This is a genomic window from Micromonospora sp. KC207 (assembly GCF_004348615.1).
GTDB lineage: Bacteria > Actinomycetota > Actinomycetes > Mycobacteriales > Micromonosporaceae > Micromonospora.
In genome coordinates, this window is sequence record NZ_SMKJ01000230.1 from 1 (window position 1) to 11,927 (window position 11,927).

Here is an 11,927-nt window from a genome sequence, read left to right on the forward strand (position 1 = left end):
CCCCCGCACGTCACGGCCGGCCCCGCGGTGCGCCCCCGACTCGCCCGGTGCGCCCCCCGGCCGGGCCCTACCATGGTCGTTGACGCCGCGACCGGCGTGGAGTGGCCGCACGACGAAGGGCAGACCAGTGATCACCGCGATCGTACTGATCGACTGCGCCACCGACTCGATTCCCGAGGTGGCCGAGAACCTGGCGGCCCTGCCCGGGGTGAGCGAGGTCTACTCGGTGGCCGGGCACGTCGACCTGATCGCCATCGTGCGGGTCCGGGAGTTCGACCAGATCGCCCGGGTCATCGCCGGCAGCATCTCCAAGGTGCCCGGGGTGATCAACACTGAGTCACACATCGCCTTCCGGGCGTATTCGCAGCACGACCTGGAGGAGGCGTTCGCGATCGGACTGGCCGGCGCGGATTGACCCCCGCGACGACGCCGACCGGTCCCACGGCCACGACCGACCGGGGCCCCGCCACGACGGTGCCGACCAGGTCCCCTGCGACGGCGGTAGCCAGCCCGCCGGTCGGCGGGCTGGCTACCTACCTGGAGCGTCGCGGCGTCAGCTGACGTTCGGGGCCGGCGTCCCGGTGTTCTCCGGGGCCGGCGTCTCGGTGGTGCCGCCTGGGGCAGGGGCCTCGGTGGTGCCGCCCGGAGCCGGCGTCGTGGTGGTCGCGCCCGGGCTGGGCGTGCCGCTGGGGCTGGTCTGCGGGACCGGGACGCCCAGGGTCTGGGCCAAGGCCACCAGTGCGTCGTAGTGCGCCTGGAGCACCGGCAGGGCGTTCTGGGCCAGCGCGACCACCGACTGCTCGGTGCCCTGCGAAATCTCCGTCTGGGTGGCCTGGATGGCCTGGACGTGGCCGGCCAGCTCGGCGGTCACCCACGCCTTGTCGAACTCGGCGCCGCTGAGCTTGTTCAGCTGGTCGATGACCTTCTGCTCATCGGCGGTCGGCGCGTCCGGCAGCGTCACGTTGAGCTGCTGCGCGGTGTCCTGCACCGTCTGGTCGAGCTGGGTGTGGTCCGTGACGAACTGCGCACCCAGGTCCTTGACCTGCTGGTTCTGACCCTTCTGCTGCGCCAGGTTCCCCAACTCGATTTCCGCGAGGTTCACCTGGTGCAGCGCCTGCAGGTACTGGCTGTCCTGCGTCGACGGCTGCGCGGCCTGCGTTGCCGTCGCAGGCGCCAACCCCACCACCACCAGGGCGGCGAGCAGTCCGAGGCGCTTGAGACCCAACATGTTTCCCTCCCCCGTTTCGTTGGACCGCACGGATACCCGGCTGACCCGGATTAACCCTGCGAATCCGCAGCCGCCTCGCGCCAGGCCCCAGGGTGCCGCCGGCGCTCGGTGCGCGCCCGAAGGCGGAAACGGGACGTGGCGCCCGCCGGAGGAATCCGGCGGGCGCCACGTGCGGCCTTCTGGGGCGGGTCAGCGGGGAGAGTTGCCGCTGCCGACCTCCTTGCGCTCCGGCCGGGGTTCGACCGACGGGTGCCCCGGCGAGACCGGCGCCTCGGCCGGCTTCTCGATCGGGTAGAAGAAGCCCCGGATGGCGGGCCCGAGGGCACCGAGCCGGTTCATCTTCTTGGGCACCACCCAGCCGACGTACTCCAGCTCGCCGTGACCGTCGTGGCCGCCGGCGGCCAGCGGCTGGTGGACCTCCTCGAACCGGCCGTCGGGCAGCCGGCGGATGATGCCGGTCTCCACGCCGTGGGCCAGCACCTCCCGGTCGTGCTGCTGGAGACCGAGGCAGATCCGGTACGTCACGTAGTACGCCAGCGGCGGAACCACCAGCAGGCCGATGCGGCCCGCCCAGGTCATCGCGTTCAGGCTGATCTGGAACTTGTCCGCGATCACGTCGTTGCCACCGGAGAGGGTCAGCACGATGTAGAACGCCACCGCCATCGCGCCGATCGCCGTCCGCTCGGGGACGTCCCGGGGGCGCTGGAGCAGGTTGTGGCTGCGGTAGTCCTTGAGCCGGCGGGCCTCCACGAACGGATAGAGCGTGGAGAGGCCGACCAGGATGCCCGGCAACACGACAGTGGGCCAGAACAGCGGCGGGATGACGTACCCGTCGCCGATCGGGATGTTGATCTCCCACGCCGGCATGAGGCGGGTCGAGCCGTCGAGGAACATGACGTACCAGTCGGGCTGGCTGGCGGCCGAGACCACCCACGCCTCGTACGGACCGAAATACCAGATCGGGTTGATCTGGAACAGGCCGCCCATCAGCGCGATCACGCCGAAGACGACCATGAAGAAGCCGCCCTGCTTGAGCGCGTAGCGCGGGAACATTCGCTCGCCGACCACGTTCTCGTTGGTCCGACCGGGCCCTGGCCACTGGGTGTGCTTCTGCTTGAAGACCAGGCCGAGGTGGGCGCTGATCAGCGCCACCAGCAGGCCCGGGATGAGCAGAACGTGGGCGATGAAGAACCGGCTGATGATGATGTCGCCCGGGAACTCCCCGCCGAAGATCGACGAGGTGACCCAGGATCCGATCACCGGAATCGACAGCATGATGCCGGAGGCGATCCGCAGGCCGGTGCCGGAGAGGCCGTCGTCGGGCAGCGAGTAGCCGGTGAAGCCGGCCAGGAAGCCCACCCAGAACAACAGCGAGCCGATGATCCAGTTCGTCTCGCGCGGCTTGCGGAACGCGCCGGTGAAGAAGACCCGCAGCATGTGCACGACGATCGCGGCCATGAACAGCAGCGCCGCCCAGTGGTGCATCTGCCGCATGATCAGGCCGCCCCGGACGTCGAACGACAGATCCAGGCTGGAGGCGTACGCGGCCGACATCGGCGTGCCCCGCAGCGGGGCGTAGCTGCCGTTGTAGACCACCTCGGTCATCGCCGGCTCGTAGAAGAACGTCAGGAAGACGCCGGTCAGCAGCAGCACGACGAACGAGAACAGCGCGATCTCGCCGAGCAGGAACGACCAGTGGTCGGGGAAGACCTTGTTCAGCAGCTTGCGCAGCGGCGTGGAGACCTGGAAGCGCTCGTCCACCCCCACCGCTGCCTTGCCCGGAACGGAGGCCATGTCCAACTTACGACGCTTCACGGCCGCTCCCAGAAGTCAGGCCCGACGGTCTCGGTGTAGTCCGACCGCGCCACGAAGAAGCCCTCGTCGTCCACCTCGATCGGCAACTGCGGCAGCCGCCGGCTCGCGGGGCCGAAGACCGGCCGGGCGTTGTCGGTGATCAGGAACTGCGACTGGTGGCACGGGCAGAGCAGCCGGTTGGTCTGCTGCTCGTACAGGCTCGCCGGGCAGCCCGCGTGCGTGCAGATCTTGGAGAACGCCGCGTAGTTGCCCCACATGTAGTTCCCGTGGCCGACCCGCTGGTTGGCCTCGCGGGACACCTGGGCGTCGGACTCGCGCAGGTGGATCAGCAGCGTCGGGGAGTCGGCGTGCCTGTTGCTCACCCCGTGCTCGATGCCCGGAAAGACGGTGAGCTGGCCGCCGGCGCTGATGTCCGCCGGGCGGATCGGCCGCCCGTCCTCGCGGACCAGCCGGATCTTGTGGCCGTCGGCCGGCGCGAAGCCGGTGGTGAACATCTGGTTGTTCTTGTGCGGGTCGGAGATCAGGCCACCGACCAGCGGGGCTGCGGCGACCGCGCCGACCGGGGCGAGGCCGGCCAGCAGCGAGATGCCCAGCAGCGGGCGACGCTTCACGCCGAGTTCGTCGGCGAGGTAGAGCATCGTCTCGCCGGTGATCTTGCGGCTCTCCGGCGCGTTCGGGTCGTTCTCGTGCCGGTCCTGGATCGACACCTCCTTGGGCAGCAGCTTCTTGCCCCAGGTCAGGATGCCGAAGCCGATGCCCAGCAGCGCCACGCCGAGGGTGAGGCCGAGCAACGGGGTGTAGTACTTGTCCCCGCCGGTGCCCGGCTCGTACTCCCACGGCCACCAGATGTAGATGGCCAGGAACGCGGTGGCGGCGAGGCCGGTCAGCAGGAAGAACGAGGCGACCGTACGGGTCAGCCGGCGCTCGGCCTTGCTGCCCGGGACGACCTGCTCCTCGTAGTGGACGATCTCGATGTCGTCCCGGCGCGCGCCCTCGCGGACGATGTCGAACCGGCTCAGCCGCGGGTCGTGGACGTCGAGCGGCTCCGGGCCCGGGTGGGCCTGGTGCTCGGTCTTGGTGCTCATGCCGTCACCTCGCTACGGGCGGTGCCGCACCGCGGCACCGCGGCGCTGAATCGAATGATCCGCTCGGTCACGACTTGCCCGCGATCCACAGGCTGGCGAACACGAGCGCGACGATGCCGATCAGGAAGATCGCCAGACCCTCGGTGGACGGCCCGTACCGACCGAGGTTGAAGCCACCCTGGTCCTGGTCGTGCTTCAGGGTGTCCTGGATGTAGGCGATGATGTCCGCCTTCTGGTCCGGGGTGATCTGGTTGTCCCCGAACACCGGCATGTTCTGCGGGCCGCTCAGCATCGCGGCGTAGATCTGCCGGTCACTGGCCGGGCGCAGGCTCGGCGCGTACTTGCCGGAGGACAGGGCACCGCCGCCACCGCCGAAGGCGTGACACTGCGAGCAGTTGATGCGGAACAGCTCGCCGCCGGTGGCCAGGTTGGCGCCCTCGCGCAGGTCGCCCTCGGGGACCTGCGGACCCCCGCCGAGCTCCTGGACGTACTGAGCGAGCTGGCGGACCTGCTCGTCGGTGAAGACCGGCGGCTTGCGCATGGCCTGCGCCTCCTGCCGGGCCATCGGCATCCGGCCGGAGCTCACCTGGAACTCGACGGAGGCCGCGCCGACCCCGATCAGGCTCGGGCCACGACCCTCGACACCCTGCGCGTTACGGCCGTGGCAGGTCACGCAGCTCACGTCGAACAGCGCCTTGCCCTCGGCGGCGGCGCCGGTGAGCGGCGGGTTTTCCTGCGCCTGCACACCGGGGGCGAAGACGGTGTAGGCACCGCCGGCCAGCGTGAGCGCGGCGATCAGGCGGACCGCGGCGCCCAGCCGGCGGCGGCCCCTGCTGCGCGCTGCGGGCCGCTCGCCGCGCAACCGCGCGAGCAGACCGCGTCGGCGGTCGTTGTCAGAAGTCATGACCTGTGTCCTTAACCGGTGGGACCTTGTCTCAGAGGACGGGGCAGCGGCGCGGTTCGTGACGCGCCAAGATCACTGAAGCCAGTAGATCATGGCGTAGAGGCCGATCCACACGACGTCGACGAAGTGCCAGTAGTACGACACGACGATCGCCGACGTGGCCTGCGCCGGGGTGAACCGGCCCATGGTCGTGCGGACCATGAAGATGATGAAGGCGACCAGACCGCCGGTCACGTGCAGGCCGTGGAAGCCGGTGGTCAGGTAGAACATCGACCCGTACCCGTCCGCGTTGATCTTCACGCCCTCGTGCACCAGGGTCACGTACTCGTTCACCTGACCGAGCACGAAGATCAGACCCATCACGAAGGTGATCGTGAACCAGCGCCGCAGGGCGTGGACGTCACCCTTCTCTGCGGCGAACACCCCGAGCTGGCAGGTCACCGAGGACAACACCAGGATCACCGTGAAGGTGGTCGCGTACGGGACGTTGAGGTGCTCGGTGTGCTTCGCCCACTGCTCCGGCGCCGCCGCGCGGATGGAGAAGTACATCGCGAACAGCGCCGCGAAGAACATGAGTTCGCTGGAGAGCCACACGATCGTCCCGACACTGACCATGTTGGGCCGCGTCAGGGAGTGGATCCGGCTCTTGTCAATGGCTGGGGCCGCAGTCACGCGGTCATTATTGCCCCTGACCACGGCCGGCGATCAGCGGGGGGCCAAACCGGTAGCATCGGTGGCCCGATCGTGGCGGTCCGGTTCGCCTGGCCTAGCCTGAAACGCGTGCAGCACGTCGATTCGATCTTCGCCGCCAGCTCGGCGGTCGCCGCGCCCCGGGCGCTCGCGGCCGGCGGGGACCCGCTGCCGCCGCCGTTCACCGTGGCCCGCGTGTTCACCGAGACCCGGCTGGACAGCTGGCTGGCCCTCGGGCTGGTGCTCGCCGCCGGGCTCTACCTCTACGGCGTGTACCGGCTGCGGCTGCGCGGCGACCGGTGGCCGCCCTCCCGCACCGTCTTCTTCCTCGGCCCGGGCCTGGGCGGCATCGCCGCGGTCACCGTCAGCGGGCTGCACGCCTACGACACCGTGCTGCTGTCGGTGCACATGGTGCAGCACATGGTGCTGTCGATGGTCTCCCCCATCTTCCTCGCCCTCGGCGCGCCGGTCACCCTGGCGCTGCGCACCCTGCCGGTCCGGCCGCGCAAGCGGCTGCTGGCGATCGTGCACAGCCGCGTCGCCCGGGTCTACAGCTTCCCGCTGGTGGCATTCGCCATCTTCGTGGTGAACCCGTTCGCGCTGTACTTCAGCGACCTGTACCGCTACACCCTCGAACACGCCTGGGCGCACGAGCTGGTGCACGCGCACTTCATCATGACCGGCTGCGTGTTCTTCTGGCCGCTGCTCGGGCTCGACCCACTGCCGGGGCGCTGGCCGTACCCGGCCCGGGCCCTGCTGATGGTGCTGTCGGTGCCGTTCCACACCGTGCTCGGGCTCACGATCATGCAGAGCACCACCCTCTTCGGCGGCGACTGGTACCCGTCGCTCGGCCTCACCTGGTCCAACCCCGCCGAAGACCAGGTGGTCGCCGGGGGCATCCTGTGGGCCGGCGGCGAGTTCGTCAGTGTGACGATGCTCGCGGTTCTGGTAGTGCAGTGGGTGCGCCAGTCGGAGCGCGAGGCCCGCCGGCTCGACCGCGAGCTGGATCGCCAGGAGGCCCGCGAACGCGCCTACCAGGCCGAGCAATCCCCGGCCTGACCAGACCCTTCCGGTACGCTCACCGGCCCGGCCGGGCGGGAGGTCGACCGGCCGGCGGCGACGGGTACGATGCTCGGCAGCTACGAGGTGGGAGTCAGCCAGCGATGAGCGATCGTCTTTGCACCGTCCTGCTCTACAGCGACGACCCGCAGGTCCGCGACCGGATGCGGCTGGCCGTCGGCACCCGCCCGGCGCCCGGGCTGCGCGTCGAGTTCGTCGATGCGTCCGACTACGCCGAGTGCGTCCGGCTGGTCGACGACTACGAGATCGGCCTGATGCTGCTCGACGGCGAGGCGAGCCCGGGCGGCGGCCTCGGCATCGCCCGCCAGATCAAGGACGACCGGGACGACGCTCCCCCGACCTGCGTGGTGATCGCCCGCGCCGCCGACCGCTGGCTGGCCGCGTACGCCGAGGTCGACGCCACCCTCGTGCACCCGCTCGACCCGGTGACCACCGGGGCCACCGTGGCCGAGCTGCTGCGCAGCCACGCCCCGGCCTGACCCACCCCGGCCCGGCCGTCGTGCCGGCCCGCGCCGCTCGTACCCGTCCACCGCATCCCCACGCCCGCTCGGGAGGCCCGCCATGGGCGAACGGACCTGGCCGCACCTGCTCGCCGCGCTGCTGCGCGGGGAGGAGCTCTTCACCGCGGACACCGCCTGGGCGATGGGTGAGATCATGTCCGGCGCGGCGACCCCGGCCCAGATCGCCGGCTTCGCCGTCGCGCTGCGGGCCAAGGGCGAGACCCCGGCCGAGGTCGCCGGGCTGGTCGAGGCGATGCTCGGCGAGGCGGTCCCGGTCGAGCTGCCGGAGGAGCTGCGGTCGTCCGCGCTCGACGTGGTCGGTACCGGCGGTGACCTCGCCCACACCGTTAACATCTCCACCATGGCCGCCCTCGTGGTGGCCGGCGCGGGCGTACGGGTGGTCAAGCACGGCAACCGGGCCGCCTCGTCCTCCTGCGGCACCGCCGACCTGCTGGAGTTCCTGGGCGTCCCGCTGGACCTGACCCCGCAGGGGGTGACCCGCTGCGTGACGGAGGCCGGCATCGGCTTCTGCTTCGCCGGCCGGTTCCACCCGGGCATGCGGCACGCCGGCCCCGTCCGGCGCGAGCTGGGCGTCCCGACGTTCTTCAACTTCCTCGGCCCGCTGACCAACCCGGCCCGGCCCCGGGCCGGCGCGGTCGGCTGCTTCGACCGGCGGATGGCCCCGGTGATGGCCGCCGTCTTCGCCGCCCGGGGCGACTCGGTGCTGGTGCTGCGCGGCGAGGACGGCCTCGACGAGTTCACCACCGCCGCGCCCACCCGGGTCTGGGCGGCCCAGCGGGGCACCGTCCGGGAGGCGCTGCTGGACGCGACGGACCTCGGGGTGCCCCGGGTCACCCTCGCCGACCTGCGGGGCGGCGACGCGGCGTACAACGCCGGCGTGGCCCGGCGGCTGCTGGCCGGCGAGGCCGGTCCGGTCCGCGACGCGGTGCTGGTCAACGCCGCCGCCGCGCTGGCCACCCAGGGGCCGCTCGACGGGGACCTGACCGAGGCGCTGCGCGCCGGGATGGCCCGCGCCGCCGAGGCGATCGACTCCGGCGCCGCCGCGGCCGTCCTCGACCGCTGGGTCGGGGTCGCCAGCACCGCCTGACCGCCCGGCTTTCGCTGACGGGAATTGTCGGCCCTCCGTGGGAAACTACAGCCGAGTGATTCTCGGACTCCCGCTTTAACCTTCCTCTGCCCGATCGGGTCGATCGGGTCGAGGTAGCCGCGCGGATGCCGGTCGGTCGCCCGCCCGGCGGCGCTCACGACCACGACGGAGTCCGGCAACGAGAGGAGACGCCCGTGTCGGACCGCGAGCTCTACTGCGACACCTGCGAGGGCGTGCGGCCGTTCGAGGTGCCGCCGTGCGCCGACGGCCATGGCGCCGCCTGCCCGGAGCTGGCCTGCACCGGCTGCGGCGCGGCCATGCTGATCGCCACGTTCACCTTTCCGGCGACCCAGCTCACCGCCCGCCGGGGGCCAGCGCCCCGGCGCCGGGCAGCCTGACCCCGCCCCGCCCCGCCCCATGTCGGCGAAACGGTGGTATCAGGGCATCGGGTTCACCCCATGTCGCCGACATGGAGTCGATCACACACCGAGCGACCCGGCTACGCGAGAAGCCCGCGCCTCCCGTCGACGGGAGGCGCGGGCTTCTCGCGTAGCCGGGCGTCAGTGCTCGGCGGTGCGCCGGGTGCCGGTGTAGTACTCGAAGAGCAGGCCGCAGGCGGCGAAGACGACCGCCACCAGGCCCAGGCCCAGCAGCCAGAACTGCCAGAAGACCAGGCCCAGCCCGGCGATCGCGGCGGCCAGCGCCAACCCGAACGGCCAGTAGCTGCCCGGGCTGAAGAAGCCGATCTCGCCCGCGCCGTCGGCGATCTCGCCATCGGGCCGGTCCTCCGGCCGCAGGTCGATCCGACGCGAGACGAACCAGAAGAAGCCGCCGCACATCGTGCAGAGCAGGAACGACAGCAGCAGCCCCACGGTGCCGACCCACTCCACCTGGCCACCGGAGTCGCCGTACGTCCAGGCGCCGTAGAGGATCGTCGCGCCGAAGAGGAACCCGGCGATGATCAGGAAGATACGCCACTCGGTCTTCATGCCCGCTCCCTCAGCTTCCCGCGCCGGACGCGACGTCGTCGGGGTTGAAGTTGGCCGTGTTGCGCCGCGTCTTGAACGGCTCGGTCGTGGTGGCGTACGGGTCCTCGCCGATCGCGGTGAGCGCCTCCTGCGTCGACTTGCCGTCGCGCTTGGCGGCCAGGAACTGGTCGTACTGCTGCGGGGAGACCACCCGCAGCTCGAAGTTCATGAAGGCGTGGTAGCTGCCGCACAGCTCGGCGCAGCGGCCGACGTACGCGCCCTCGGCGTCGAGGCTGGAGACCTCGAAGACGTTGCGGATGTTGCCCGGCATGACGTCCCGCTTGAACAGCAGCTCCGGCACCCAGAACGAGTGGATGACGTCCTTGCTGGTCTCCTCGAACCGAATGGACCGGCCGGTCGGCAGGACCAGGATCGGAATGACCTCGCTGGTGCCGAGCACCGACGCCACCGTGTTGGCGTCCTTGCCCTGGCCGTCGCGGTAGTTGAACTGCCAGTTCCACTTGAAGGCGACGACCTCGACGGTGACGTCCGGGTTCTTGGTCGTGCGCACCACGTCGGTCTGCACGACCGCGGTGTAGTAGAAGAGCACCGACACGATCAGGATCGGGGCGATCGTGTAGAGGAACTCCATGGGCAGGTTGTAGCGGGTCTGCACCGGCAGCTCGTTGCCCCGCTTCCGGTAGCGCACCACGCACCAGAAGATCAGGCCCCAGACGAACACGCCGACCGCGAGCGCCGCGATGCAGGACGCGATCCACAGGTCGTACATCCGGTGCGACTCGGGCGTGATCCCGCCCTGCGGCCAGCCGAAGCCGGCGAACGTCTTGCCGACGTCGCAGCCGGTGAGCGAGACCAGCAGCGCCGCGCCGCCGAGGCCGAGCCCGGCGAGCCGACCAGCACCACGCCGCCGGCGTCCACCGGCTCCCGGAGAAGCGCTGTTCCGTACGGCCGAGGGCCGTACCTCCGAACTCCTTGCGACCACCTGGTCCTGCCTCCCTAGCGCGCCGCGGTGGTTGTTGTCCCCGTACCAGCGGCAAAGGCGTCACCGACGGTCGCAGATTACTCGACCATGACCGGCCTGACCGTCTTGGGGTGGTCGTCCACCCCCTTCGGGGAGATCGTCGGCGTGCCGGCGCGATAGCGTCGGGGCCGTGAGCGCATCCCCGGTCTACCTGGACGCCGCCAGCGCCGCCCCGCCGCACCCGGTCGCCCGGCAGGCGCTGCTGGCCGCCCTCGACGACGGTTGGGCCGACCCGGCCCGGCTGTACGGCCAGGCCCGCCGGGCCCGTCAGCTCCTCGACGCCGCCCGGGAGGCCGCCGCCGCCACGCTCGGTGTCCGCGCCGACGAGCTCTCCTTCACCCCCAGCGGTACGGCCGCCGCGCACTCGGCCGTGCTCGGTGGCCTGGCCGGGCGGCGGCGGGCGGGTGGGACGCTGGTGCATTCCGCGATCGAGCACTCCGCTGTCCTGCACGCCACCGAGCGGCACGTAGCCGGCGGCGGTACGGCCGTCGCGGTGCCGGTCGACCGGCTCGGCCGGCTCGATCCGGCGGCGTGGTCGGCGGCGGTGGGCGCGCCCGGGGTGGCCCTCGCAGCCCTGATCGGGGCCAGCCACGAAGTGGGCACGGTGCAGCCGGTCGCCGAGGCCGCCGCCGCGTGCGCCGCCGCCGGGGTGCCGCTGTACGTCGACGCGGCGCAGCTCGTGGGCCGCGCCCCGGTGCCGGCGGGCTGGTCGGTGCTGACCGCCAGCGCGCACAAGTGGGGCGGGCCGCCGGGCGTCGGGCTGCTGGTGGTACGCAAGGGCACCCGCTGGGAGTCGCCCTGGCCGGCGGACGAGCGTGAGTCGGGGCGTACCCCCGGGGTGGTGAACCTGCCGGCGGTCGTGGCGGCGGCGGCGAGCCTGCGCGCGGCGGCGGCCGAGGCGGCGGCCGAGGCGGCCCGGCTGGCGCCGTTGGTGGACCGGATCCGGGCCCGGGTGGCGGCCGAGGTGCCCGACGTCGAGGTGGTCGGCGACCCGGTGCACCGGCTGCCCCACCTGGTCACCTTCTCCTGCCTGTACGTCGACGGGGAGGCGCTGCTGCACGCGCTGGACCGGCGTGGCTTCGCGGTCTCCTCCGGCTCGTCGTGCACGTCGTCGACCCTGCGCCCCTCGCACGTGCTAAAGGCGATGGGGGTGCTCTCACACGGCAACGTGCGGGTCTCGCTGCACCGGGAGACCACGGAGGCCGACGTGGAGCGGTTCCTCGCCGAGCTGCCCGGGATCGTCGCCGACCTGCGCGCCGAGGCGGGGGTGGTGGGGCTGTGACCGGCCCGGCCCGGGGCGACGCGTCGCCGCAGGTGCTGGACTGCAGGGGGCAGCGCTGCCCCCTGCCGGTGATCAAGCTGGCCCGGCGGCTGCCGGAGCTGCCGGTCGGCGCGGTGCTGCGGGTCCTCGCCGACGACCCGGCGGCGGCCGTGGACATCCCGGCGTGGTGCCGGATGCGCGGCCACGAGTTCGTCGCCACCCACCCCGAGGGCCCCGGCTACGAGG

14 protein-coding genes are annotated in these 11,927 nt (G+C 71.7%); 7 read left to right on the top strand and 7 right to left on the bottom strand.

Annotated elements, in window-relative coordinates; translation table 11 throughout:
- Positions 1-127: 127 nt before the first annotated feature.
- The gene (locus tag E1258_RS24025; RefSeq protein WP_007072231.1) at positions 128-415 is read left to right on the top strand and encodes an Lrp/AsnC family transcriptional regulator; all 288 of its coding nucleotides are present in this window, start codon (positions 128-130) and stop codon (positions 413-415) included.
- A 138-nt stretch (positions 416-553) separates the two neighbouring features.
- On the opposite strand, the gene E1258_RS24030 is transcribed toward E1258_RS24025, so the two are convergent.
- The 5 genes from E1258_RS24030 to E1258_RS24050 all read right to left on the bottom strand — a co-directional run bounded on the left by E1258_RS24030 (position 554) and on the right by E1258_RS24050 (position 5,704).
- Entirely contained in the window at positions 554-1,228 is a 675-nt protein-coding gene (locus E1258_RS24030) for a DUF4142 domain-containing protein (protein ID WP_132405116.1), read from the bottom strand.
- A 189-nt stretch (positions 1,229-1,417) separates the two neighbouring features.
- Positions 1,418-3,043, bottom strand: coding sequence for a cytochrome bc complex cytochrome b subunit (locus E1258_RS24035; RefSeq protein WP_132405118.1), 1,626 nt, complete (start codon positions 3,041-3,043; stop codon positions 1,418-1,420).
- On the bottom strand, positions 3,040-4,128 hold the full coding sequence (locus E1258_RS24040) for a ubiquinol-cytochrome c reductase iron-sulfur subunit (protein ID WP_132405120.1): 1,089 nt from the start codon (positions 4,126-4,128) through the stop codon (positions 3,040-3,042). The genes E1258_RS24035 and E1258_RS24040 overlap by 4 nt, the downstream gene beginning before the upstream one ends.
- Positions 4,129-4,195: 67 nt before the next feature.
- Positions 4,196-5,032 carry a cytochrome c gene (locus E1258_RS24045; RefSeq protein WP_132405122.1) on the bottom strand — a complete coding sequence of 279 codons (837 nt, stop codon included), beginning with the start codon at positions 5,030-5,032 and terminating at the stop codon, positions 4,196-4,198.
- Between the two features lie 72 nt (positions 5,033-5,104).
- Positions 5,105-5,704 (bottom strand): heme-copper oxidase subunit III, encoded by a 600-nt coding sequence (locus E1258_RS24050; RefSeq protein WP_007072236.1) that lies wholly within the window; start codon positions 5,702-5,704, stop codon positions 5,105-5,107.
- A gap of 108 nt (positions 5,705-5,812) precedes the next feature.
- On the opposite strand from E1258_RS24050, the gene E1258_RS24055 reads away from it, so the two are divergent.
- The 4 genes from E1258_RS24055 (at position 5,813) to E1258_RS24070 (ending at position 8,808) form a co-directional block, all read left to right on the top strand.
- Positions 5,813-6,781, top strand: a complete 969-nt coding sequence (locus E1258_RS24055; protein WP_132405124.1) for a cytochrome c oxidase assembly protein — start codon at positions 5,813-5,815, stop codon at positions 6,779-6,781.
- Between the two features lie 104 nt (positions 6,782-6,885).
- Complete coding sequence (locus E1258_RS24060) at positions 6,886-7,281, top strand: hypothetical protein (RefSeq protein WP_132405126.1); 396 nt, start codon at positions 6,886-6,888, stop codon at positions 7,279-7,281.
- 82 nt (positions 7,282-7,363) lie between these two features.
- Positions 7,364-8,410, top strand: a complete 1,047-nt coding sequence (gene trpD / locus E1258_RS24065) for an anthranilate phosphoribosyltransferase (RefSeq protein ID WP_132405128.1) — start codon at positions 7,364-7,366, stop codon at positions 8,408-8,410.
- A 194-nt stretch (positions 8,411-8,604) separates the two neighbouring features.
- Positions 8,605-8,808 carry a hypothetical protein gene (locus E1258_RS24070; protein ID WP_132405130.1) on the top strand — a complete coding sequence of 68 codons (204 nt, stop codon included), beginning with the start codon at positions 8,605-8,607 and terminating at the stop codon, positions 8,806-8,808.
- 162 nt (positions 8,809-8,970) lie between these two features.
- Here the strand turns inward: E1258_RS24070 and E1258_RS24075 are convergent, their stop codons facing one another.
- On the bottom strand, positions 8,971-9,399 hold the full coding sequence (locus tag E1258_RS24075; RefSeq protein WP_132405132.1) for a cytochrome c oxidase subunit 4: 429 nt from the start codon (positions 9,397-9,399) through the stop codon (positions 8,971-8,973).
- A gap of 10 nt (positions 9,400-9,409) precedes the next feature.
- A complete protein-coding gene (gene coxB, locus E1258_RS24080) occupies positions 9,410-10,381 on the bottom strand; it encodes a cytochrome c oxidase subunit II (protein WP_132405134.1) in 972 nt (323 codons plus the stop codon).
- 169 nt (positions 10,382-10,550) lie between these two features.
- On the opposite strand from coxB, the gene E1258_RS24085 reads away from it, so the two are divergent.
- Both E1258_RS24085 and E1258_RS24090 read left to right on the top strand, forming a co-directional pair.
- Positions 10,551-11,702 (top strand): cysteine desulfurase family protein, encoded by a 1,152-nt coding sequence (locus E1258_RS24085; RefSeq protein ID WP_132405136.1) that lies wholly within the window; start codon positions 10,551-10,553, stop codon positions 11,700-11,702.
- Positions 11,699-11,927 (top strand): sulfurtransferase TusA family protein (locus E1258_RS24090; RefSeq protein ID WP_132405138.1); only part of this gene is annotated, 229 nt, incomplete at its 3' end. The genes E1258_RS24085 and E1258_RS24090, both read left to right, overlap by 4 nt.

Bases quoted from the DNA above. Each gene is read 5' to 3' on its own strand.
- E1258_RS24060 (WP_132405126.1), top strand. From the start codon at position 6,886: ATGAGCGATCGTCTTTGCACCGTCCTGCTCTACAGCGACGACCCGCAG.
- E1258_RS24075 (WP_132405132.1), bottom strand. From the start codon at position 9,399: ATGAAGACCGAGTGGCGTATCTTCCTGATCATCGCCGGGTTCCTCTTC.
- trpD (WP_132405128.1), top strand. From the start codon at position 7,364: ATGGGCGAACGGACCTGGCCGCACCTGCTCGCCGCGCTGCTGCGCGGG.
- E1258_RS24040 (WP_132405120.1), bottom strand. From the start codon at position 4,128: ATGAGCACCAAGACCGAGCACCAGGCCCACCCGGGCCCGGAGCCGCTC.
- E1258_RS24030 (WP_132405116.1), bottom strand. From the start codon at position 1,228: ATGTTGGGTCTCAAGCGCCTCGGACTGCTCGCCGCCCTGGTGGTGGTG.
- E1258_RS24045 (WP_132405122.1), bottom strand. From the start codon at position 5,032: ATGACTTCTGACAACGACCGCCGACGCGGTCTGCTCGCGCGGTTGCGC.